The following is a 21,587-nucleotide window of genomic DNA, read 5'->3' as shown; positions in this document are numbered from 1 at the left end:
ACGTTTTTGTCACAACATCTAGAATTATGATAAGAAAATAGTTATCTAAAAAGTAAAAAATAAATCAAATAAAAATAAAAAAATGAAATAAAACGTTTTCAATTGAAGGAAGATTTGTTATTATAAAATAAAGAAAAACAAAGAAAAGAGGGAATGAAATGGTAAAAGCAGAAGTAGGAAGATCTTATATATGCAAACCGATTGGCGTATCTCACGAACTAATTGGCTGTATTGAACGTACATATAACAACACGGCTGTCGTGTATGTTGAAAGTTATGACCAACGAGACTATCCAATCATTTATGAAAGCAAGTACCGCATGCTCGTAAAATTCTGTGATATTAGTACACCTGCTGAATTGGTTTCTTAAACAGTATTTTTGAGAATTCGCAAGAACTCCCTTATAATATAAATAAAGACAGAAGGGAGCGAGAAGATATGCCTAAAAGAAAAAGTTCAGGGAAAATGGGAATTATTCTTGCAGTGATCTCTGCAATTCCTGCTATTTTAGCTATTGTTCGTGCGATGAAGGAATCAAGAGATAATTAAGGACACGTTATGAATGTCAAACAAAAAACGCATATACCTGCGGTAACAGGTTATGCGTTTTTTGTTGTATAAAAACTTATTTCATTAACGATTTTTGATTAGCCAACACCCAAAACAAAATTTAGTAGCTTGTCTGAATAAGTGATTTCTTCATCTGTTTGTTTCACACTTTCATTTAGTAGTCCCATCTCATCGGTTATGATACCATCCACACCATAAAACATCATGCGACTCATAGCATCTGAATCGTTGATCGTCCATACATATACTTTTTTTCCATCTTGATGGGCAGAATTAATGAAGTTACGATTGATCGTACTATACTCCATTGTCAAAAAATCAGCAGGCGTTACGGGAGGCCCAACGATATTGAAAGGCAAGATATAGCCCACATAAAAGTTTGGTTCTGCTTCTTTTAAATCAGAAACAGTTTGGTACGTCAAACTTTGCAAAATATGATGATTCTCTAAAATCGCTTTGCGGTATTTCTGAACAAATCGTTCGACCAGGTCATCTGAATCTTTTTTAGAGGTCTTAATCTCAATAAGTAATTTTTGGTTCAATTCATGCGCTTTTTCTAAATAAGAATCAAAAGAACACACAGGGGCTTGGAACCCATTTTCAGTAACCGTAAGATTTGTCAATTCTTTCAACGTCAAATCCTGTGGTGTTCGATTTACCCCAGTTAAGTGACGAAGATTTGCATCATGCATCACTACGAAACGGCCATCTTTTGTTTCCTGCACATCCATCTCTATATAATTAGGATGATAGTCTCTGCTTGTTTTTTCAAGTGCTTCTAAAGTATTTTGCGCCCCATTTTGCGTACTTACACCTCTGTGAGATACAGTCACTAGTTTTGTCTGAACTGCCGAAGTCAGATAATCCATATTGTAAAGACAAACGCCAATACCGAAAAAAACTGCAAAAAGGGTCAAACCAGTGTTTTTCAGCGCAGATAAATGCACGTTGGACGTTTGAGGCGTAAACCACTTGGGAATCTCTGGTAAGAAACCTTCGTCATCCATGAAATCAACGATGATATAAAAAATTCCTACAGTAGACATCACGATATTGAATAATAAAATTCCTTGTAAAAGCGTCATCGCAAATACAGCGCTGATCAATGCGTAATTCGGGAAAAATTCTTCAACAACACTTTGTGCCAAAATAACAACGATATATCCCAAAGAAGAAAGAAGTAAAATCGTACCGCCAATCACGATAAATTGCCCCGTGATAGCAAAAAGACGTGATTTGGTCAGCAACCAGCTTTCTCGAATGGATGCTCGAAAAGGTCGATCTCGTAAAATCATTTCAGGTAAAGCGAAAATCAGCCGAATCCCAATATAGCCAAGAAAAATGTAAACGAGTAAAAAGGAACTGACGACGATCCAACGGTTAGCAAAAATAAAATCCATGATAAAAGCAGGGATTTTTATTTTTGACAGTAGATCAGAATTGAAACTTAACCCGCTGATCGGTAGAATCAATAAAAAATAAGCAAGAAAAAACAGAAAAGTAATAGGTCTCACTTTCTTCAGTTGAAGTATCGTCAAGTGCAAGAGCTGCTTTAAAGAAACGGGTTCTTTCTTTTTAATAAAGAAGACACTCATCAAAAGAAATGCAAATTCGAAATAAACCAATAGTAAAATCGTCAATAAAACGGCGATTAACGACAGCAGAACTCCAGGATGCTGAGAGAAAATCAAAGGAATATTGTCATAAGACAAATAGTCAATTGCTCCTCGGTGCAAAATAAAACGAGTCGTACTGCTCAATAAGGGTAAACAAATAAATAAAATAAAGCCATGCATCAGCAAGACATCACGGAAATAAGCTTGTGTTCCTTTCAAAAAATCCCACGCGTTGCCTAAGCTACGTTTCAAATAATTCATCCTATCACCTACTTTCACATTGTAGCGCAAATCCAATGAAAAAGGAAAGGGTGCAATGTATCTTGCAGATCCTTTCCCAGAATTAACATTGGTAATCAATCAATAACTGATTTTGCAAAATAAATATTAACCAAGAAGACCACTTAGATATTGTCCTCCATAAATCAAAGCCATACTGTATAAGAAAATCGATAGTGGTTTAGCTATCAAAATAATCAGTGTATATCGTTTCATTGAAATGTTTGTCAATCCAGCCATCAAACATAACGCATCGTCCGGAGCAACAGGAAGAAAAATAGCTAGAGCAAACAGCTTCTCAAAGCGGTTTTGATTGTCTAACCAGCCAATATATTTGTTATAGGTCTTATCGCTGATCATGGAAAGAATGAATGGTTTTCCGTAACGTCGTCCTAGAAGAAAGATAATAATCGAACCAATACAGATTCCAACATAATTGTAAATAAAGCCAGCATAAGGACCAAATATCAGAACACCCGCTGCAGTGCTGATTCCTCCAGGAATGATTGGAATAACCACTTGCAAGATTTGGATGAAGATAAAAATGACCGGACCTAAAATGATCGAATCACCTACTAATCCTCTTAAAGCATTCAAATCTTTGAAAACACCTAAATTAATAAAATAAATCGTCAGCGCGATCGATAGACCTAATCCAATAATGGAAATGAAGTTTATCAGTTTTCGAGAGGCAGCAATATTCATTATTCATCAACTCCTTAGAGGTTCTTTGGTATCTATACTTTACTAGAAAAGCAACTGTCTGCGCCACTTTTTAAGATGACAGAAAACAAACAATTTTGTAAGTTCATCATACGTTCATTGTAAGTATAAAAGAATAATCTCAAAAAAACATCCAACTAAAGACTTATTTAATATCTTGTTTTTTCAAAAATAGAAAAAAGATAGAAAACGTTAACAATTATGCTTGGAAAGCATACTGATGGAGTAAACTAAGCATTGGACAGGTTAAAAAATAGGGCTTAAAATAAAATGCGAAGAAACAATAGATAATGATGTTATTTAAGAACAGTGTTTGAATCACCTAGCAATCACGAACGGAGGAAGTAAAAAAATGGCAGAAAAACAAACCGCAGGAAGAGATCAATTGGGGGAGTTTGCACCAAAATTTGCAGAATTGAATGACGATGTTTTATTTGGAGAAGTATGGTCAAGAGAAGAATTATCTCCTCATCAGCGTAGTATCATCACCCTATCTGCTTTGATCTCAGAAGGGAATTTTGAACAATTGCCGGCTCATCTGAAAATTGGCAAGCAAAATGGCATTACTAGTGAAGAAATAGCAGAAATCATTACCCATTTAGCTTTTTATGTAGGGTGGCCAAAAGCTTGGTCGGCTTTTAGTTTAGCAAAAGAAATCTATCTAGAAGAAAATAGTGAAGATAAGAAAGAGGCATAAATGATGACAAAACACGAAGAAATACAAAAAGGCGTGATTTTTCCAGCAGGTGAAAAAAACGAAGCTTACGCTCAAGTATTTACCGGGCAAAGCTATCTGAATATGTTAGTAAACGATCCCGAAATTTCTGTTGGTGTAGGTAATGTAACTTTTGAACCAGGCTGTCGCAATCACTGGCATGTCCATACAGACGGTTATCAAATCTTACTTGTGACCGGAGGAGAAGGCTGGTATCAGGAAGAAGGAAAGCCAGCAAGACGATTAATGGCTGGAGATGTCGTCGTAACGCACAAAGGGATCAAACATTGGCATGGTGCGACAAAAGACAGTTGGTTTGAACATTTGGCGATCACTGCTGGTAATTCAGAGTTTTTAGAACCTGTAACAGATAAATTATACGAAGGATTGGAAAATCAATAATATCAAGCTTAGAACAGCTCCTAAAAGTAGATTTTTAATCGAACTTTCAGGAGCTGTTTTAGGTGGATGAAGCTGTTTTGTAGAATAGGCTAATAATAAGGGCGAGGAGAAGCACGCCGAAAAATTTTGATATTGATAATCGGCTGGGCATACATGATTTCCACATCGTCAATCAAACTACCTAGCAGATGATAATCTTCCCGATCATGTCGAGGATTACCTAATAGCTCCTGATAGTAGATTTCCATGCTAGGGTCTCGAGGATTGTTCAGCAAATCAGCAAGTACATCTAGATCTTCTGGCTGAGATTCTGTTGTGCCCTGTATTTCTATGAAAAGTCCCTCCTCAGCAAATTCTACGCCAATACGTATTTCAGTTATTTCGTGGGAATATAGATAAGTAAGAAGCTCATCGATGATTCTTTTTGATAATTCTTTTTCCAAGTGTCTTTTTTTCCTTTCTGACAGCAGTAAAGTTATCTAGTATCGGTACAAGGATACCTGCAACGAATCCAGTTGAAAAACCACTGTTATATAAATTGAGTCCTCCGTGCAAAGTGCTGACGTTATGGACAAGAGCAATATGTAACATACCAGCTATTACACCGTAAAAACTGCCGTAAAAACCGCTTATGGGCGCGAGGCCTGTTCCAAACACAGCGGCAACGAGCATGCCGGTGCTGGTGATCTCATGAAACGTCCCAAACAAAGAAGCAAGAAAAATTCCGACTAGTATCGGAAAACTGTTTTTTAAATGACAACCAAAAGCACTGAAACCAACCGCAGATAAAATAGCACCGATGACAGGACCATTTAACTTACCACCAACCAGCAAAACATAAGAAGAAAGCATTAGACCAACTAGCCCCATGTTGATCAAAGTAGCACCGATACCAGAATTAGCAATGAAATCAGTTGTCAGTTTACCAGATGAATCGAAAATCTCTCGAATACCCGAAAGTCGAAAGGAATTATAATAGAAACCAAAACCGACTGTCAGCAAAAAAAAGCCGAAAATGATCCAGACGAGAGGGGAATGGTATTCATTGGAAACCAATGTATTCTCGACGATTGAGTAGCTGAACAATCGCAAAACAGCAGTAAAAGCCATGGCAATCAAGCCTGAGGTAAATCCAATATTATAAAGCGTGAACCCGCGTTGGAAAACTAAAGTTTGAGCAGCTAACGGCGGAAGAAGAAGACCAATTGCTATACCAGCCAAATTTCCCAGTAGAATTCCTACTAGCAAAGGAAAGCGCATACCAAAAGTAATGTAACTAACGACCGGCGACAATGCGCTGCCGAACAGGCCTATCATAATATACTGAGAAAAAGGTTTATTGACAAATACAGCATACAGGTATACACCTAAAATGATCGAGATTGAATTATAAAGGTTTTTGCCAAAAAAAGAAAAACGGGTAACTGTTAAAATCGAAGCGAATAAGGGGCCATTTAAAATCACCTTTTGCCGGTAAGCCACAAGCACAGAAAGTAAGGTCAAGATCCCAACGTTTATAAACGCGCTTCCAAAACCACCCAAAGCAAAATAATCTGTCAGAAGATTGCTTGGCGAGAATAGTCAGTAGACCACTCCAATTAGCGGCAGGTGTACCAGAAACTAAGCCAATAAAAAGAAAAAAAGCACCTGTAAAACTAAGATAAAAATATTTTCTTTTCTGTGAAACGATTCTTTTTTGAGGATGAATATAAATAACGTCAGTTTCGTTTTCCATTACACACCTTCTTTTTCGTTTTCTTTAACTATAACTTGAAATGAAAGATTTGGTCAACTATCATTTAGGTTAAAACTAAAAATGTAAGGGAACCCAGTGAATTTAACCAAATTTTTTTAATTTTGCAAAAAAAGTTAAAGAAGACTGATAAAAAAATTTAAAATATAACGTTTTGAGTAAAATGTTTGCAAAAAATACTAAAAATAGGGTACAATAAAACAACATATACTGCAGTAAAGAAGTGGGGGAGTTTTAATGAGAAGAAAAGTCTATACCAAGGATCAAATTCTAAAAGCTGCTTATGATGTTGTTGCAAAGGAAGGGTTTAAAGGATTTACTGCGAGAAACATTGCGAAAAAGATGGGGATTTCGACTCAGCCAATTTATCTGGAATTCAAAAACATGGAAGATTTGAAAAATACATTATTGGATTCGATCTTTGAACAACTAAAAGAAGATGTTTTCCCTATTGAGCGTACGGGTGATAAAATCATTGATCTCGGTTTGAACTATATCTACTTTGCAAAGAAACATCATAGTCTTTACATGGCATTGTACATTGATGAACATGGGGACGGAAAGAAAATACATGATTTTTCTTACAACTATTTCCGTGAAATAGTTAAAGAAGATGAAAGATACAATCAATTATCGGATGATTATATCGATGCCTTGCATACTGGTACATGGGTAGCGGTGACTGGCTTAGCATCATTGATGTCATCAAACATCATGCATCCAACAGAAGAACAAATCATCGCACTGATCAAACGGACAATTGACTCGATTTTAGCACTAGATAATCCTGAAACAATCAGATAGTGTTCTATCATGATGAATTTGATCGGTAAGTCCGTTGGCTGTAAACTGTCAATGGACTTTTTTTGTAAAAAAACGGTTTCTGTTATTTATCTGTTAGAAATAGGCTTGACATTTCGTGGGAAAAGTTTAAAAATAGTACTTGCGGAAGGTTGGCAGAGTGGTAATGCACCGGACTCGAAATCCGGCGAGCCGCAGTAATGTGGTGCACGGGTTCAAATCCCGTACCTTCCTTATATATCCATGTTTAGACACGATTTCGGTCGTGTCTTTTTGTTTGGAGGCTATTTTTTGAACAGCATCCACTAATATTTTTTTAACACGAAGAGAATAAGATAGCCTCAAAAAAGAAAACATGGTAAATTAGATATCGGGACTTTATTTTCTGTAAAAACAGAAACTTTCATCTTTTGTTTTCACGTGACGAAACTGTAAGAGAGAAAATATTCGTCCGCTATTTATTCTATGTTAAGATGCATATGGATGAAATAAACAGTAATTTTATATTAGGATGTGAAAGTTAAATGTGCGGTATTGTAGGTTTTGTTAACGACAAGGACAACAAAAAAACAATTATTAATACAATGATGGATCGAATCGTTCACCGTGGACCTAATAGTTCAGGGGAATATATCGATAAACACGTTGCTTTAGGATTTAGAAGATTAAGTATTATTGACTTAGAGGGCGGTACTCAGCCTATTTACAATGAAGATCGAACAAAGATCATTATTTTTAATGGCGAAATCTATAATTATCAGCCTTTGAGAGAAGAATTGATTACAGCTGGTCACGTTTTTCAAACACATGCAGATACAGAAGTCCTTTTGCATGGTTACGAAGAATGGGGAACAGAATTATTGCAAAAAATCCGCGGAATGTTTGCTTTTGCTATTTGGGATAATGAAAAAAATGAGTTATTCGGTGCGAGAGACCATTTTGGGATCAAACCATACTATTATGCAGAAATGAACGGAACATTTATGTTTGGTTCAGAAATCAAAAGTTTTTTGCCTCATCCTGATTTTAATAAAGAATTGAATAAAGAAGCATTGAAACCTTATATGACTTTCCAATATTCTCCATTGAACGGTGAAACCTTCTTCAAAGGTGTCTATCGTTTGCCTGAAGGTCATTATTATACGTATAAAGACGGAAAACTGGACATTCAACAATATTGGGATGCAGATTTTGAAACAAAAGAAACGCATTCCCGACAAGAATGGATCGAAAAAATCGACGAAACTGTTCAAGCTTCTATTGAAGCACACACAATCAGCGATGTAGAAGTTGGTTCTTTCTTATCCAGCGGGGTCGATTCCAGTTATGTAACCTCTGTATTGAAACCAGATCATTCTTTCTCAATTGGGTTTGATGATAAAACCTATAATGAAGCGATTGAAGCCAGAAAACTAACAGAATTGTTGGACTTAGACAATACGGCAGCTGTAATCGACGGAGACATGTCTTTTAAAGCATTCCCATTGATCCAGTATCACTTAGATGAACCAGACTCAAATCCTTCTTGTGTGCCGTTGTACTTTTTAGCAAATCTCGCTTCACAAAGTGTACGGGTGGTTCAATCAGGAGAAGGGGCAGATGAACTATTTGCGGGATACCAAACGTATGGATTCCACACGAATTCAAAATTTATCCGTGTGATTGCGCAAGGACTGAAAAAATTGCCAAAAGGGACACGCTATAATTTAGGACGTAAAATCGGAAAAATGAAAAATTTCCATGGACGTATCCATTTATATGAATCACTTGCGCCAGCAAAAGAATATTTTATCGGGCATGCTCGAGTGTTCGAAGAATCAGAAGCATCAGAAGTGTTGACGCCAAAATATCAAACAGCGCCATCTGTGAATGAGATCATGACTGTTCATTACGAGAAAACAGAAGGAATCAAAGATGAAGTCAATAAGATGCAATACGTCGATCTTCATCAATGGATGCCAAAAGATATTTTGTTGAAGGCAGATAAACTTTCTATGGCTAGTTCTCTAGAAGTTCGAGTACCTTTACTGGATATCGAAGTCATGAAATTGGCTCAACAAATACCAAGTAAGTTCTTATTGAATCAAAACAACACAAAAGATATTTTCAGACAAGCTGCGAACAAACATCTTCCAGAAGAGTGGTCGAATCGTGTGAAATTAGGATTCCCTGTGCCAATCAAAGCTTGGTTGAAAGAAGAACACGGCTACGAACAAGTCAAAGCACTATTCGAAGCAGATTTTGCAAAAGAATTTTTTGATCAAGAAAAAATTATGAAGTTGCTAGATGACCATCACGAAGGACGTAAAGAAGAACAACGTAAAATCTGGACGATCTTCAGTTTCTTGACATGGTATAAAGTTTACTTTGTCGATGAAACGATTCCGCAAGCAGAAGCAATCGACTATGTGACTGTTTGATAAAAAAAGAAACAACAATATGAGAAGAAGCATAGAAGCATGTGAGATGATCTCCTTGTTTCTATGCTTCTTTTTAAGCGCTTAGTAACTGATTTCTTTTTCTTTTGTCCCATCTTTTTTATAAATGATCAAAGTTGATTGTTTGTTTTGAGCTACTTGCTTTCCTTTTTCGATTGCTTCTTTTTTTGTATCAAAATGGTTGCTTGCCTTTTTTGCCCCTTTAGATTTCACGATCCATTGTTTTTCCTCATATTCTACGATCACATCTGAATCAAGCAGTTTTCCGGCACGAGGATTCGTATCGTGTTCATCCGTCTTGCTTGGATTTTTTTCTTTTTCGAAGGTTCGTTTTTCTGATTCACTAGCATCTTCATCCCATTTTTTTGCTTGATCAATGGCAATTGGGATCGCACGGCTATCAGGGTACCCTTCATCCAACAGTGCATTTGCGATGTCGATTGCTTTTTTTCTTGTCAGTTTATCTAAGTTTTTCATTGATGCAGGAAAGTCCTTCATGTTCCATGGCATATTAGTATCCCCCTTTATTAAAAAACATAATCTATATAAACAAGTGTAAGGGTATTTATACAAAAAGGAAAAGATTTTGTTTGAGAAGTAAAACCGTTGTATTTATCGTCAAGTAGTTTTACTTAACAAAATCGTGAAAAACACTAGCAATCTAGAAAAAATCATGGTAAGATAATCAAGTCTGAGAGTCATCTTAGAGGATTCTTGTAAAAATGGGAGGGAAAAACATGCGCGTAAACATCACTTTAGAGTGTACTTCTTGTAAAGAACGTAACTACCTAACAAGCAAAAACAAACGTAACAATCCTGATCGTTTGGAAAAACAAAAATATTGCCCACGCGAACGCAAAGTTACTTTGCACCGTGAAACAAAATAATGTTTTTAAAGTTCTCAATTCCTTGCTGGTCAAAGAATTGAGACTTTTTTTATCTCAAACCATCTAAAATCATAAGGAGCGGATGATATGTTTATTTCAATGTGGGCACAAGATAGGAATGGTCTGATCGGCAAAAATGGATTGCTACCGTGGCGATTGCCAAATGACATGCGTTTTTTTCGTGAACATACAATGGATCGAATCTTAGTGATGGGAAGAAAGACCTATGAAGGAATGGGCGATCTCTCACTTCCTTATCGCCATATCATCGTGTTGACAACGCAACCGAACTTTCGCACGAAAGAAAATGCAGAAGTGATGCATTCAATCGATGAACTTTTGGCGTATAGTCAAACAATCTCAGAAGATATCTATGTTTCGGGTGGCAGTCGGATTTTTCAAGAACTTCTTCCTTACACCGGTCGAATCTGGCGGACATTGATTGATAGCACGTTTGAAGGAGATACGTATATTGGGGATATCGATTTTTCAGACTTCGCTCTTATAGAGGAATACGAGGGAATAACGGATCAGGAAAATTTATATGCCCATCGTTTTCAAAAATGGGAAAGAGTAAGAAATAAGGTTGTTTCAAAAGAAGAATAATATCCGGGTATTTAGTTTTTAATAATAAAAAAGCATCTCGCGAATGAACGTGAAGATGCTTTTTTAGTTAAAATCAGTTTAGCTTTTCTTTGATATCATTGACCATTTCCTGACTGGCAATAGGTCCATTATATAGCCAGCTAGATTCAGGGCCGAATTGCAGTACGTGATTGTCCTTCACTGCTTTGAGATTTTTCCAGCTTGGTTCATTGAACATAGCAGCATCTTTATCACTGTTTACAAGAATGATGTAATCAGCATCTAATTCAGCTAGTTTTTCCGAAGAAACAGCAGACCAGTCAGAAGTGGCTTCTTTGGACACTTCTTCTACTAAATCAGGCACACCAAATTTTAGATCGTCATATACGATTCTACCGCTTGACCGATTTTTGCTGACCATGAAGGCGGAGTTATTGGTCACCCATAACACTGCAGCTGTCTTGTTCTCAATTTTATCTGCTAATTCTTCGCGAGTGCTCTCGACGGATTTTTGATAATCGGAAATGACTTTTTCCGCTTCTTTTTCTTTTGCCAAAGCCTTGCCGACATCTTTTAGTTGTTCTTCCCATGTGACGTCTGTTCCATTTTTTACGACATAAGTTGGTGCGATTTTACTATATTGCTCGTATTTTCCACCTTCGACAGTAGCGGAAGAAGAAATCAACAGCAAGTCAGGTTCGAAGCTTAATACTTTCTCGTAAGGAAGATCATAAGAAATAGTTGGAACATCTTTCAAATCATCTTGCAGATAATCTTGGATAGAACCACTGCCCACTGTCCATTGGGCGATAGGTTTTTCTCCTAGGGAAATCAGATAGTCTTCTAAGTAACTGCCGATGATTCGTTTAGGTGCGTTTGGAATGTCGACTTTATGTCCAAGCGTATCTGTGACTGTATGCGTGCTGGTGGATGAAGTCGTCGAATTGGTAGTTGTAGCTGTTTCTTTATCTGAAGAGGGGGAGCAAGCGCTCAATACTCCAGCCAGCAGCAACATGCTAGATAAGGTGAATACTTTTGTTTTTAAGTTCATTTCTTTCCTCCTGACATAATTGAGAATCTTTCTCATTGGTTATTATTCCTGATATTTCGAATGCTGTCAACCGCTTCATTTAGCTATAGATATGAAAGTAGCGCTTGACGAAATAGTGAAACAGCGTCATAATTGAGAATGATTTTCAGCGAAAGGGTGGGTGAAATGACGAGACTAAGGGCAGCTGATATTGCAGCCGGCTACGAAAATAAAAAAATTATTGAAAACATGTCTGTTACGATTCCTGAAGGGAAAATCACGAGCTTGATCGGGCCAAACGGAAGTGGAAAATCTACTTTATTGAAAAGCTTTACCCGTATACTACCTGTGAAATCAGGAAAGATCATTGTCAATGACTCTGATATATCTACATACAGTTCAAAAGAACTTGCAAAAAAAATTGCTTTATTAGCACAAACTAGTGAACATCCTATAGGTATGACAGTAGAAGAAGTAGTATCTTACGGACGATATCCCTATCAAAAACTGTTTAGTGGTATGGATGCACAAGATCATGAAGCAATCGAGTGGGCTTTGGATGCAACAGGTTTGTCTGGATATCGCACTCGAGATATCGCAACGTTGTCTGGTGGACAAACCCAGCGTGTCTGGATCGCTATGGCACTTGCTCAGGAAACAGATATCTTGATCTTGGACGAGCCGACGACGTTTTTAGATCCGTCACACCAATTAGAGATCCTACAGTTATTGTCTCAAATCAATCAAATAAAACAAACAACGATCTTGATGTCGATCCATGATATTAATCTTGCTTCACGTTTTTCTGATTATTTACTAGGCATGAAAGACGGTGAATTGATTACGGAAGGTACACCTGAAGAAGTGATCACAAAAGAGTGTATGAAAAAAATATTTGAGATTGATGCAACGATTGTCACACTACCAAAAACGAATAAACCAGTTTTTCTGACGTATGATCTGTTGCCAAAAGAGCAGGAGGATCAATTATGAAGGCTAGGAAAAAAAACAAACTCTTGCTTTTGATCTGTTTTGTTCTTTTGATCATTTTTTTTATTGCTCTTTCAAATGGCGCAGCGAGTGTGGGAAAAACAGCCTTTTGGCAGGCTTTGGTTGATTTTGATGGATCAAAACAAAGTCATCAAATCATAAGAAACATTCGCTTGCCTCGGGTCGCAGGGGCATTTCTCGTAGGGAGTTGTTTTGCATTGAGCAGTGCATTGATGCAAGGTGTGACAAGAAATCCGTTAGCAGATTCAGGTTTACTAGGAATCAACGCTGGTGCTTCGTTGGCAATGGCTCTTAGTTTTGCTTTTTGGCCCAAAGCTTCTGGGTTTTCTGTGTTTCTGGTGTCATTGGCAGGTTCTTTTGCTGTGACTTTGCTCGTATTTGGCTTTTTGCAGTTTTCGAAAATGGGCATGAATCCTTTACAGCTGATTTTAGCTGGCGTAGCTATTAGTTCTTTTTTTACTGCAATCAGTCAAGCACTTACCCAATTTTTTAATCTACAGCAGGATCTTGCCTTTTGGTTTGTAGGTGGAGCTGCCAATATCACATGGAAACAGTTAACAGTGTTGTTCCCTGTATATGTGCTTGCTGTCTTGGTTTCTTTTTCATTAGGAAAAGCGATATCCTTGATTAGTTTGAGTGAAACTCATGCATTAGCTCTTGGAGGTCGTCCTAAACGAACACGGTTGATTGTTTTCTGTCTAGTTGCAGTGTTAGCAGCCATTGCCGTTTCGTTAGTCGGACCTGTTTCATTTATTGGGCTGTTGGTTCCGCCGATTGTTCGCGGAATGGTTGGGACAGACTATCGTTATGTCCTACCTGTCTCTTTTTTAGTTGGAGGCGGACTGGTCATGTTGGCGGATCTTGTAGCAAGGATGATCAATCCACCTTTTGAAACACCTTTTGGATTAGTCATTGCATTGATTGGCGTTCCGTTTTTACTGATACAAGTAAGGAGGGAACGACGGTGAAAAGAATATATTGGACGTTGTATTTCTTGCTTTTTCTACTTATCGTCTTGTCTGTAGGTAGTTTGATGATTGGCACGCCTTTTATTTATCTTGATCAGCTTTTTGACACGTTCATAGGGAAAGGCTCCTCTTCTTTGGCGCTGATTGTTGGAGAGTTTCGAGTTCCCCGATTACTGATCAGTTTATTAGCAGGAGCTTGTCTTGGCGTTTCTGGCTATATCTTGCAAGGAGTGACGAGAAATGAATTGGCAGATTCTAGCATATTGGGGATTAATGCGGGAGCTGGATTTCTAGTGATGCTTTATTTAGGTTTCTTTTCACAATATTCTCTGCCGTTTCTGTTGCTAGTTGTAGCCTTTATAGGTGGTATTCTCGCTGCTTGCTGTGTGTATCTTGCGGCCTATGATCGAAATGGATTTTTAGGGATGAATCGTATCTTATTGTCTGGTATTGCCGTTAATGCTGGTCTTTCTGCATTAACGTTGTTGTGCACCATCCAATTGTCAAAGGAAAATTATGGATTTGTCAATGCATGGTTGGCGGGATCGATTTGGGGTGCGAGCTGGTCCTATGTTTGGGCGCTTCTTCCATGGGCGATTATCTTGATTCCGCTAGGAGGATTTTATGCGCAACGGATTGGCTTGCTATCATTTGGCCAAGAAAGCGCGCAAGGATTAGGGCTAAATGTGAATAAAAGTCAAAAAATCCTTTTGTTGTTAGCTGTTGCTTTAGCAAGCGGTAGCGTAGCGGTGACAGGGAGTTTATCCTTTGTAGGACTACTGGCTCCTCATGCTGCGAAGCTAGTCGTACGTAAAGAAAATCATTGGACCTTTATTTTGAGCAGTTTGTTCGGTTCCGTTTTTGTACTTAGCGCAGATATTGTTGCACGAGTGATTCTACCAAGTGGGGAAATACCGACAGGGATTTTGATCGCCTTTTTTGGTGCGCCATATTTTCTGTATGTATTGTTTATCAGACAAAAACACGTGCTGAGCAGTTGAAGTTCATTAAAAGGCAAGAAGGCCAATCATTGTTAGGTCTTCTTTTTCTTTTATTTATACATTTATTTGAAAGTTCGATTGCTATTTTTCTTTTTTTCCTATACCATTTTATGAGAGAAGGAAAGGTGATTTTTTGGAGCAAATGAAAGAAAAATTACGCCGGCAAGGAATTGAAAAGCTGAAAAATCTGGCCAAAAGCGGCAAGAAAAAGGGCAAAGAACAGCGAATCTATGAACAGCTATTCGCAAGCGAGTACTGGAAGTCGGCACAAGTGATAGGGACGACTTTGTCAAATGAAATTGAGCTGGATACACAGCCGATTATCCAACGGGCGAAAAAAGAACAAAAGAAAATAGTTGTTCCTAAAACTTTACCAAAACGACAGATGGCGTTTTATGAAATGGATGAACACACCATTTTTGAACGTTCGAGTTTTGGCGTTCTTGAGCCACAATCAGAGAAGCTTTATTTGCCGGAAATGATCGACCTCCTCATTGTACCAGGGATTATCTACAATAGAGCCGGTTATCGTATTGGTTTTGGCGGTGGTTATTACGACCGGTATTTAAAAAATTTCCATCGAAAAACATGCAGCCTCGTTTTTCGAGAACAATTGAATGAACAATGGCAACCGGAGAGTTTTGATCAGAAGATCCAACAATTATTTATTGACTAAAATGAAATAGGAGGTTTTCATGAATTATCAACAGCAAATAAAAATGCGTGCATGGTTGAGGCGACCGTTATGGACCTATGTTTTTTTGGGGATACAGACAATATTCTTCATTATAATGGAGTTGTTTCCGCGTCTTGAAATTCCTTATTATACTGGAATGTATGGTCCTTATCTTGTTCACTTCAATGAATGGTGGCGCTTAGTGACACCAATCTTCATCCATTTTGGAGTGATGCATTTCGTCATGAACTCACTGATATTGTATTTTATGGGGCAACAAATCGAGGCAATATACGGTCACTGGCGGTTTTTCCTGATCTATATGTTCAGTGGGATAATGGGAAATACAGCAAGTTTTGCTTTCAACGAAGCGAATGTTTTGTCTGGTGGTGCAAGCACCTCGATATTCGGGTTGTTTGGTGCGTTGTTTATTTTAGGATTTCATTTTAAATATAATACGGCGATCCAACAACTAGTCAGACATTTTCTTTTATTTATTGCGATGACATTTGTTTTTGGTCTTCTTGACACCTCTGTAGATGTTTGGGGACATGTCGGCGGACTGGTGGGCGGTTTAGTATTAGGAAATATTTTAGGGCTACCGAAACAGCAGACAAGCTATTCGATACACCAGAAGATTCTTTCTACACTAGTTTTTGTATTTCTTTTTGTAATATGTATTTTACTGGGTTTAAAAAAATATGGTTTACTTGTATAATATGAAGGAAGTGCTTAAAGATGGAGAGCTTATATGATGTACAGCAGCTGTTCAAAAAATTTGGCATCTTTATCTATGTGGGTGCACGCATCTATGATATTGAATTGATGACTATTGAATTGCGGAATCTGTATGATAGCCGTTTGATCGATCATGATACATACATGACAGCGTGGCGCATATTAAAAAGAGAGCACCGAATTGAAGAAAGCCGAAAGAAAGGAAATTTGTAATGGACAAGAAAATTATTGGGATTGATTTAGGTGGAACAACAGCAAAATTTGCAATTTTAACACCAGAAGGAGAGATTCAACAAAAATGGAGCATCGATACCAATATTTTGGATGATGGCAAACATATCGTTCCTGAAATCATCGAATCAATCAACCATCGATTGAATTTATATAATATGAAAGCCGAAGACTTTATTGGAATCGGTATGGGTACTCCAGGAAGCGTGGACAGTGACGCTGGAACAGTTATTGGTGCATATAACTTGAACTGGACAGAAGTACAATTTGTGAAAAAACTGATTGAAGCAGGGACAGGAATCAAATTCGCTATCGATAATGATGCGAATGTGGCTGCTTTAGGTGAACGATGGAAAGGTGCTGGAGAAAACGATCCAGACGTTGTATTCGTTACTCTAGGAACAGGTGTTGGCGGTGGTATCGTTGCTGGCGGGAATTTGATCCATGGCGTGAGCGGAGCAGGCGGAGAGATCGGCCATATCACTGTGGATCCTGAAGGGTTCGAATGTACTTGCGGTAAACGCGGATGTTTAGAAACAGTATCTAGTGCTACTGGTGTGGTACGTCTAGGTCGTTACTTGGCAGAAGAATACGCAGGAGATTCAAAACTGAAAGCAATGTTAGATAACGGTGAAGAAGTAACAAGTAAAGATATCTTTGAAATGGCTCAAGAAGACGATCCGTTTGCATTGATGGTTGTTGATCGCGTATGCTTCTACTTAGGTTTAGCTTGCGCCAACTTGGGGAATACATTGAATCCGTCAAGTATTGTGTTAGGCGGCGGAGTATCGGCGGCAGGAGAATTTTTACGCAGCCGTGTAGAGAAACATTTTAAAGAATTCACTTTCCCACAAGTAAGAGAATCAACAAAAATCAAATTAGCAGAGCTTGGAAATGAAGCTGGTGTCATTGGCGCTGCCTCATTAGCCTTGAAATTTGCTTAAAAAAACGGAGGCATTACATGGTTTTATGGGTAATTAATATCATTTTGCTATTGATTGTGCTTGCAATCATCTTTTGGGAAGTCTATCTACGAGTAATGGCCAAGCGTTCAGCAACGACTTTGACAGAAGAAGAGTTTCGAGAAGGAATGAGAAAAGCACAAGTAATCGATGTTCGCGAAAAAGATGTGTTTGATGCAGGGCATATCTTAGGTGCAAGAAACATCCCTTACACTGTTTTGAAAGATTCACTAGGATCGATTCGAAAAGACCAACCTGTCTATATCTACGATCAAAAGAAAAGCTTGAGTATCCGTACGGCAAATAAATTACGTAAAGCAGGTTATAAAGAGATTTATTTGCTTAAGGGTGGTTATGACGGCTGGTCTGGGAAAATCAAAAGCAAAAAAGTATAAAGCATATATTTTTATGACAGCTTTGGAAAAACTAGATCAATAATCAGGTATTGACTAAGAAAAAATGAACGACGCGTGGATAGTTGTGTCGTTCATTTTTTATTTTATGCTATTATCTACATATAAAATATAAAAGAAAAAAGGCAGAAAGAAGGAAACAACTATGATTAAATTAAAGCGTGTTTACCTTGATGCTGAAGAAGAGGATGGCTTTCGGATACTCGTGGATAGGCTCTGGCCGCGAGGGCTTTCAAAAGAAAAAGCACACTTGGATCTATGGTTGAAAGAAATTGCGCCTAGTAATGAGGCACGCAAAGCTTTTGACCATGTACCAGAACGTTTTGCTTCATTTGCAAAGAAATATCAGCAAGAATTGTCTTTTGAAGAAGAAAAGACGCGAGCTGTTTCCGAACTCACCCAACTTATGAAAGAACATCCAGTCATTACTTTTGTTTATGGTGCAAAAAACGAGCACCATAACCATGCCGTTGTGTTAAAAGAATTTATCGAAAAGGAGGTGTACAAATGAAAATAGGGATCATTGGTGCCGGACCTAGAGGATTAAGTGTAGCAGAAAGGATTCTCCATAATAATCAGGGCAGATATTCTCTTGAACTTATTCTTTTTGATCCAGAAGGTCCAGGCGGTCGAGTTTGGCGATTGAATCAGCCACCAGAATTATTAATGAACTCTGTTTCTCAACAAGTGACGCTTTTTACAGACGAAACGTTGTCCAGTGGGGGAACGGTAATGCCGGGACCTAATTTGTTTCAATGGAGTAAAGGACCTGCTACAGATTATATCGAACAGACGGTAACCAAAAATAAGCAACTATTTATAGAAGAAATTAACCGTCTGGAAAAAGATCAGCAATCTACTCGTTGCCTATACGGACTTTATCAACGCTGGTTTTTCTCAAAGTTGCAAGAAGAATTTCCAGCTTCTACTCAGCTTGTCTATTCTTTAGTGAAAAAGGTCAGCAAAGAAAAAGACGGTTTCCTATTACAGACAGATCAGCAAAGCTATCCTGTTGATCAGCTCATTTTAGCGAGTGGTCATTGGGAAAATGATCAGACAGAAGAGGAAAGGGCTTGGGTAGACTATGCAAAGAAAAATGATTTACTGTATCAGCTTCCTTCTAATCCTGCAGATGTCGATCTTTCAAAGATACAGCCAAAAGAAAATGTCTTTCTAAGAGGGCTTGGTTTAAGCTTTTTTGATTATGTCGGATTGTTTACGGTATCAAGAGGAGGGCGCTTCGAAAACAAAAAGGGAAAATTGGTCTATCATCCATCCGGCAAGGAACCGATTATATACAGCGGGTCAAGAAGAGGTCTGCCTTACTATCCTCGAGGGAGAAATCAAAAGCAAGGCGGAGCAATGGCATGGCCACGGCTACTTACAAAAGAAAACCTTGAGCGATGGCATCGATCGGGACTTTTGACTGGCGAAACATTTTTTGACTATCTGAAAAAAGACTCTGAGTTGTTTTATTACAAGAAAATCATCGAAGAACATCACTTGCCGATTTCAAGGAAAACTTTTGATCATGATTTTCTTTCCCTCTCCTCAGAAGAGTGTCTTGGAAAGTATCCAGCATTACTTCCATACAAATGGTCTTGGTCGTATCTAGAAACTCCTCTTACCTATCAGGATGAGTCCTTTGCAGAAGCTAGCCGAGCATTTATTGAAGGACAGATAAAAGAAGCGGAAAAAGGCAATTGCACAGGGGCATTGACTTCGACATTTGATGCATTGAAAGACTGGCGTGATCCAATCCGGCAGGCTATTGAATGGCACGTTTTTTCTGCTAAGGAATACAAAGAAATACTGTGGGGATGGTTTACTCATCTAAACAGCTTTTTAACGATTGGACCGCCAGTTATTCGGACGAAAGAGTTAGCAGCACTGATAGATGCGGGTATTTTTCATTTGATCGAACCGCCACTTGATATTCAGCAAAAGCAAAACCACTATGTTATTTCTCTACAAGATAAAGAAATCAGCAGTCGCTATTTGATCGAAGCTCGTTTGCCACAAACAAGCTTTTCTCGTTCAAGTAATCCTGTCATAAAAAATTTGAAGGAAAATAAACTTGTTCGCCCTTTTTCGTTTTCAGATAATACAGGAAGTTATCATTCAGAAGCTATAGATGTTGAGCGAGGTACGAATCGCGTGACTGATGCTTCCGGGAAAATCCAGTCTGGCTTTTATTGCTACGGAATACCAGTTGAAGGTGTGGATTGGTTAACTGCAGCAGCAGCTAGACCTTATACAGATCCATGGAATTTGAGACAAGCAGATAAAATAGCACAACTTATATTGACTGACAAATAAAAATACGCATGAAGACTTATCTGTTCTTTCACAAGTCTTCATGCGTATTTTTTAAATAATTATTAACGAGAAACGCGTTTGCGCATTGCTTTTTTACGATTTTCTTCGATCATTGCTTCTTTTTCGTCAATCGGATCGATCACTGTTTTTTTCACAGAAGCGACCAAACCAGCAACGGCAGCGGCTGTTGCCAAGCTGCCTACTAATATTCCAGATACAAATTTTTTCATTGAATCCACCTCATTTATTATTTGTTATATCTATTATGGAACAAAAGAGAAAAAAAGGCTAGTTTTACGTTTGTTTGTAAACCTTTGCAAAAAATCCTTGAAAATGTTTACTAAATGTTTTATTATAAATTTACCAGATAAATTTACGAAATTTTACTTTCTTCTTTTCCACCATAAAAGTAGACTTCGCTTTTTTAATTATATAGAATCAACAAACACAATTTCACTAATCAAAGGAGTGTTTTTTATGACAATTTTAGTACTAGGCGGAGCCGGCTATATCGGTTCGCACGCTGTAGACCAGCTAGTTCAAAAGGGGTATCAAGTAGCTGTGGTAGATAATTTACTCACAGGTCACAAACAAGCAGTACATCCAGATGCTCATTTTTATGAAGGAGATATTCGGGATAAAGAATTTCTACGTTCCGTATTTGAAAAGGAACCGATTGAAGGAGTAATCCATTTTGCTGCAAGCTCTTTAGTAGGAGAATCTGTCGAAAAACCATTGATGTATTTTAACAACAATGTATACGGTATGCAAATCTTGCTTGAAGTCATGCACGAGTTCAACGTGAATAAAATCGTATTCTCTTCTACTGCAGCAACTTATGGAGAGCCGAAAGAGTCTCCAATCACGGAAAATACACCAACTAATCCTAAAAACCCGTATGGTGAAAGCAAATTGATGATGGAAAAAATGATGAAGTGGTGTGATCAAGCGTATGGCATGCGCTATGTCGCTTTGCGCTACTTCAATGTAGCCGGAGCAAAAGCAGATGCATCTATCGGAGAAGATCATACACCAGAAACGCATCTTGTCCCAATCATTTTACAAGTAGCTCTTGGCCAAAGAAAAGCATTGGCTGTTTATGGAGACGATTACGATACACCAGATGGAACATGTATTAGAGATTATGTTCAAGTAGAAGACTTGATTGCCGCGCATATTTTAGCTTTGGAATACTTGAAAGAAGGAAACGAAAGCAACTTCTTCAATTTAGGCAGTAACAAAGGGTATTCGGTCAAGGAAATGTTAGAAGCAGCTAGAGAAGTGACAGGGAAAGAAATCCCGGCAGAAATAGCACCAAGAAGAGCTGGAGATCCTAGTCGATTAGTCGCTTCAAGTGAAAAAGCGAGAGAGATTCTGGGCTGGAAACCTGAATACACAGATATCAAAGCAATTATCAAAACAGCATGGGATTGGCATGTCAGCCATCCAAATGGTTATGAAGAATAGG

24 protein-coding genes, 1 tRNA gene and 1 pseudogene are annotated in these 21,587 nt (G+C 38.0%); 19 read left to right on the top strand and 7 right to left on the bottom strand.

What is annotated here, in order from left to right:
- Positions 1-158 precede the first annotated feature (158 nt).
- Positions 159-371 (top strand): hypothetical protein, encoded by a 213-nt coding sequence (locus tag HMPREF2731_RS04340; RefSeq protein WP_002308849.1) that lies wholly within the window; start codon positions 159-161, stop codon positions 369-371.
- A 277-nt stretch (positions 372-648) separates the two neighbouring features.
- Here HMPREF2731_RS04340 and HMPREF2731_RS04335 read toward each other — a convergent pair whose 3' ends face one another.
- Together HMPREF2731_RS04335 and HMPREF2731_RS04330 are read right to left on the bottom strand one after the other, a co-directional pair.
- Entirely contained in the window at positions 649-2,448 is a 1,800-nt protein-coding gene (locus HMPREF2731_RS04335) for a glycerophosphoryl diester phosphodiesterase membrane domain-containing protein (RefSeq protein ID WP_070872398.1), read from the bottom strand.
- Positions 2,449-2,574: 126 nt separating this feature from the next.
- Complete coding sequence (locus HMPREF2731_RS04330) at positions 2,575-3,171, bottom strand: TVP38/TMEM64 family protein (RefSeq protein ID WP_002308851.1); 597 nt, start codon at positions 3,169-3,171, stop codon at positions 2,575-2,577.
- A gap of 370 nt (positions 3,172-3,541) precedes the next feature.
- Between HMPREF2731_RS04330 and HMPREF2731_RS04325 the strand changes: the two genes are divergently transcribed.
- A complete protein-coding gene (locus HMPREF2731_RS04325) occupies positions 3,542-3,886 on the top strand; it encodes a carboxymuconolactone decarboxylase family protein (protein ID WP_002308852.1) in 345 nt (114 codons plus the stop codon).
- A complete protein-coding gene (locus tag HMPREF2731_RS04320; RefSeq protein ID WP_070872396.1) occupies positions 3,887-4,306 on the top strand; it encodes a cupin domain-containing protein in 420 nt (139 codons plus the stop codon). It abuts the gene before it with no gap.
- A gap of 89 nt (positions 4,307-4,395) precedes the next feature.
- Here the strand turns inward: HMPREF2731_RS04320 and HMPREF2731_RS04315 are convergent, their stop codons facing one another.
- Positions 4,396-4,749 (bottom strand): hypothetical protein, encoded by a 354-nt coding sequence (locus tag HMPREF2731_RS04315; RefSeq protein WP_002308854.1) that lies wholly within the window; start codon positions 4,747-4,749, stop codon positions 4,396-4,398.
- Positions 4,715-6,041 (bottom strand): annotated as a pseudogene (locus tag HMPREF2731_RS04310) (DUF1576 domain-containing protein). The gene HMPREF2731_RS04315 and the pseudogene HMPREF2731_RS04310 overlap by 35 nt, the downstream one beginning before the upstream one ends.
- A 255-nt stretch (positions 6,042-6,296) precedes the next feature.
- Between HMPREF2731_RS04310 and HMPREF2731_RS04305 the strand changes: the two are divergent.
- The 3 genes from HMPREF2731_RS04305 (at position 6,297) to asnB (ending at position 9,280) form a co-directional block, all read left to right on the top strand.
- Positions 6,297-6,863 (top strand): TetR/AcrR family transcriptional regulator, encoded by a 567-nt coding sequence (locus HMPREF2731_RS04305; RefSeq protein WP_010727129.1) that lies wholly within the window; start codon positions 6,297-6,299, stop codon positions 6,861-6,863.
- Between the two features lie 143 nt (positions 6,864-7,006).
- Positions 7,007-7,094, top strand: a tRNA-Ser gene (locus HMPREF2731_RS04300).
- 290 nt (positions 7,095-7,384) lie between these two features.
- Positions 7,385-9,280, top strand: coding sequence for an asparagine synthase (glutamine-hydrolyzing) (gene asnB / locus HMPREF2731_RS04295; RefSeq protein WP_002308857.1), 1,896 nt, complete (start codon positions 7,385-7,387; stop codon positions 9,278-9,280).
- Positions 9,281-9,361: 81 nt separating this feature from the next.
- On the opposite strand, the gene HMPREF2731_RS04290 is transcribed toward asnB, so the two are convergent.
- Complete coding sequence (locus tag HMPREF2731_RS04290; protein WP_002308858.1) at positions 9,362-9,808, bottom strand: DUF2188 domain-containing protein; 447 nt, start codon at positions 9,806-9,808, stop codon at positions 9,362-9,364.
- Positions 9,809-10,020: 212 nt separating this feature from the next.
- On the opposite strand from HMPREF2731_RS04290, the gene rpmG reads away from it, so the two are divergent.
- Both rpmG and HMPREF2731_RS04280 read left to right on the top strand, forming a co-directional pair.
- A complete protein-coding gene (gene rpmG, locus HMPREF2731_RS04285) occupies positions 10,021-10,185 on the top strand; it encodes a 50S ribosomal protein L33 (protein ID WP_002320810.1) in 165 nt (54 codons plus the stop codon).
- 87 nt (positions 10,186-10,272) lie between these two features.
- Positions 10,273-10,791, top strand: a complete 519-nt coding sequence (locus HMPREF2731_RS04280; RefSeq protein ID WP_002308859.1) for a dihydrofolate reductase — start codon at positions 10,273-10,275, stop codon at positions 10,789-10,791.
- Between the two features lie 73 nt (positions 10,792-10,864).
- On the opposite strand, the gene HMPREF2731_RS04275 is transcribed toward HMPREF2731_RS04280, so the two are convergent.
- Positions 10,865-11,821, bottom strand: coding sequence for an ABC transporter substrate-binding protein (locus HMPREF2731_RS04275; protein WP_002344363.1), 957 nt, complete (start codon positions 11,819-11,821; stop codon positions 10,865-10,867).
- Positions 11,822-11,986: 165 nt separating this feature from the next.
- On the opposite strand from HMPREF2731_RS04275, the gene HMPREF2731_RS04270 reads away from it, so the two are divergent.
- From HMPREF2731_RS04270 to HMPREF2731_RS04225, 10 genes are all read left to right on the top strand, one after another.
- A complete protein-coding gene (locus HMPREF2731_RS04270; RefSeq protein ID WP_002308861.1) occupies positions 11,987-12,793 on the top strand; it encodes an ABC transporter ATP-binding protein in 807 nt (268 codons plus the stop codon).
- Positions 12,790-13,779: a FecCD family ABC transporter permease gene (locus HMPREF2731_RS04265; RefSeq protein WP_070872394.1), complete on the top strand. Its 990-nt coding sequence runs from the start codon at positions 12,790-12,792 to the stop codon at positions 13,777-13,779. The genes HMPREF2731_RS04270 and HMPREF2731_RS04265 overlap by 4 nt, the downstream gene beginning before the upstream one ends.
- Positions 13,776-14,780 (top strand): FecCD family ABC transporter permease, encoded by a 1,005-nt coding sequence (locus HMPREF2731_RS04260; protein ID WP_070872392.1) that lies wholly within the window; start codon positions 13,776-13,778, stop codon positions 14,778-14,780. Before HMPREF2731_RS04265 ends, HMPREF2731_RS04260 begins: the two co-directional genes overlap by 4 nt.
- Positions 14,781-14,922: 142 nt before the next feature.
- Positions 14,923-15,456 carry a 5-formyltetrahydrofolate cyclo-ligase gene (locus HMPREF2731_RS04255; protein ID WP_002320135.1) on the top strand — a complete coding sequence of 178 codons (534 nt, stop codon included), beginning with the start codon at positions 14,923-14,925 and terminating at the stop codon, positions 15,454-15,456.
- Positions 15,457-15,475: 19 nt separating this feature from the next.
- The gene (locus tag HMPREF2731_RS04250) at positions 15,476-16,174 is read left to right on the top strand and encodes a rhomboid family intramembrane serine protease (protein WP_070872390.1); all 699 of its coding nucleotides are present in this window, start codon (positions 15,476-15,478) and stop codon (positions 16,172-16,174) included.
- Between the two features lie 20 nt (positions 16,175-16,194).
- The gene (locus HMPREF2731_RS04245) at positions 16,195-16,407 is read left to right on the top strand and encodes a YqgQ family protein (RefSeq protein WP_002293902.1); all 213 of its coding nucleotides are present in this window, start codon (positions 16,195-16,197) and stop codon (positions 16,405-16,407) included.
- Positions 16,407-17,369: an ROK family glucokinase gene (locus tag HMPREF2731_RS04240; protein WP_070872389.1), complete on the top strand. Its 963-nt coding sequence runs from the start codon at positions 16,407-16,409 to the stop codon at positions 17,367-17,369. The genes HMPREF2731_RS04245 and HMPREF2731_RS04240 overlap by 1 nt, the downstream gene beginning before the upstream one ends.
- Positions 17,370-17,386: 17 nt before the next feature.
- Complete coding sequence (locus tag HMPREF2731_RS04235) at positions 17,387-17,782, top strand: rhodanese-like domain-containing protein (protein ID WP_002308872.1); 396 nt, start codon at positions 17,387-17,389, stop codon at positions 17,780-17,782.
- Between the two features lie 163 nt (positions 17,783-17,945).
- Positions 17,946-18,311, top strand: a complete 366-nt coding sequence (locus HMPREF2731_RS04230) for a DUF488 domain-containing protein (protein ID WP_070872387.1) — start codon at positions 17,946-17,948, stop codon at positions 18,309-18,311.
- Positions 18,308-20,119, top strand: a complete 1,812-nt coding sequence (locus HMPREF2731_RS04225; protein WP_070872385.1) for an FAD/NAD(P)-binding protein — start codon at positions 18,308-18,310, stop codon at positions 20,117-20,119. Before HMPREF2731_RS04230 ends, HMPREF2731_RS04225 begins: the two co-directional genes overlap by 4 nt.
- 62 nt (positions 20,120-20,181) lie before the next feature.
- Here the strand turns inward: HMPREF2731_RS04225 and HMPREF2731_RS04220 are convergent, their stop codons facing one another.
- Positions 20,182-20,349, bottom strand: a complete 168-nt coding sequence (locus HMPREF2731_RS04220) for a DUF3042 family protein (RefSeq protein ID WP_002288457.1) — start codon at positions 20,347-20,349, stop codon at positions 20,182-20,184.
- Positions 20,350-20,596: 247 nt separating this feature from the next.
- Between HMPREF2731_RS04220 and galE the strand changes: the two genes are divergently transcribed.
- Positions 20,597-21,586 carry a UDP-glucose 4-epimerase GalE gene (gene galE, locus HMPREF2731_RS04215; protein ID WP_002308878.1) on the top strand — a complete coding sequence of 330 codons (990 nt, stop codon included), beginning with the start codon at positions 20,597-20,599 and terminating at the stop codon, positions 21,584-21,586.
- The last annotated feature ends 1 nt before the right edge of the window (position 21,587 follow it).

The sequence above is a fragment of the Enterococcus sp. HMSC072F02 genome, from assembly GCF_001837725.1.
Lineage (GTDB): Bacteria > Bacillota > Bacilli > Lactobacillales > Enterococcaceae > Enterococcus_B > Enterococcus_B lactis.
This window is presented reverse-complemented; position numbering and strand designations above follow the sequence as displayed.

Excerpts from the sequence above, each read along its gene's own strand:
- HMPREF2731_RS04270 (WP_002308861.1), top strand. The coding sequence starts at position 11,987 with ATGACGAGACTAAGGGCAGCTGATATTGCAGCCGGCTACGAAAATAAA.
- HMPREF2731_RS04275 (WP_002344363.1), bottom strand. The coding sequence starts at position 11,821 with ATGAACTTAAAAACAAAAGTATTCACCTTATCTAGCATGTTGCTGCTG.
- HMPREF2731_RS04250 (WP_070872390.1), top strand. The coding sequence starts at position 15,476 with ATGAATTATCAACAGCAAATAAAAATGCGTGCATGGTTGAGGCGACCG.
- HMPREF2731_RS04225 (WP_070872385.1), top strand. The coding sequence starts at position 18,308 with ATGAAAATAGGGATCATTGGTGCCGGACCTAGAGGATTAAGTGTAGCA.
- HMPREF2731_RS04325 (WP_002308852.1), top strand. The coding sequence starts at position 3,542 with ATGGCAGAAAAACAAACCGCAGGAAGAGATCAATTGGGGGAGTTTGCA.
- HMPREF2731_RS04330 (WP_002308851.1), bottom strand. The coding sequence starts at position 3,171 with ATGAATATTGCTGCCTCTCGAAAACTGATAAACTTCATTTCCATTATT.
- HMPREF2731_RS04305 (WP_010727129.1), top strand. The coding sequence starts at position 6,297 with ATGAGAAGAAAAGTCTATACCAAGGATCAAATTCTAAAAGCTGCTTAT.
- HMPREF2731_RS04265 (WP_070872394.1), top strand. The coding sequence starts at position 12,790 with ATGAAGGCTAGGAAAAAAAACAAACTCTTGCTTTTGATCTGTTTTGTT.
- HMPREF2731_RS04290 (WP_002308858.1), bottom strand. The coding sequence starts at position 9,808 with ATGCCATGGAACATGAAGGACTTTCCTGCATCAATGAAAAACTTAGAT.
- HMPREF2731_RS04245 (WP_002293902.1), top strand. The coding sequence starts at position 16,195 with ATGGAGAGCTTATATGATGTACAGCAGCTGTTCAAAAAATTTGGCATC.
- HMPREF2731_RS04280 (WP_002308859.1), top strand. The coding sequence starts at position 10,273 with ATGTTTATTTCAATGTGGGCACAAGATAGGAATGGTCTGATCGGCAAA.
- HMPREF2731_RS04230 (WP_070872387.1), top strand. The coding sequence starts at position 17,946 with ATGATTAAATTAAAGCGTGTTTACCTTGATGCTGAAGAAGAGGATGGC.
- HMPREF2731_RS04235 (WP_002308872.1), top strand. The coding sequence starts at position 17,387 with ATGGTTTTATGGGTAATTAATATCATTTTGCTATTGATTGTGCTTGCA.
- HMPREF2731_RS04255 (WP_002320135.1), top strand. The coding sequence starts at position 14,923 with ATGAAAGAAAAATTACGCCGGCAAGGAATTGAAAAGCTGAAAAATCTG.
- HMPREF2731_RS04335 (WP_070872398.1), bottom strand. The coding sequence starts at position 2,448 with ATGAATTATTTGAAACGTAGCTTAGGCAACGCGTGGGATTTTTTGAAA.
- galE (WP_002308878.1), top strand. The coding sequence starts at position 20,597 with ATGACAATTTTAGTACTAGGCGGAGCCGGCTATATCGGTTCGCACGCT.
- HMPREF2731_RS04220 (WP_002288457.1), bottom strand. The coding sequence starts at position 20,349 with ATGAAAAAATTTGTATCTGGAATATTAGTAGGCAGCTTGGCAACAGCC.
- asnB (WP_002308857.1), top strand. The coding sequence starts at position 7,385 with ATGTGCGGTATTGTAGGTTTTGTTAACGACAAGGACAACAAAAAAACA.
- rpmG (WP_002320810.1), top strand. The coding sequence starts at position 10,021 with ATGGGAGGGAAAAACATGCGCGTAAACATCACTTTAGAGTGTACTTCT.
- HMPREF2731_RS04320 (WP_070872396.1), top strand. The coding sequence starts at position 3,887 with ATGATGACAAAACACGAAGAAATACAAAAAGGCGTGATTTTTCCAGCA.
- HMPREF2731_RS04240 (WP_070872389.1), top strand. The coding sequence starts at position 16,407 with ATGGACAAGAAAATTATTGGGATTGATTTAGGTGGAACAACAGCAAAA.
- HMPREF2731_RS04340 (WP_002308849.1), top strand. The coding sequence starts at position 159 with ATGGTAAAAGCAGAAGTAGGAAGATCTTATATATGCAAACCGATTGGC.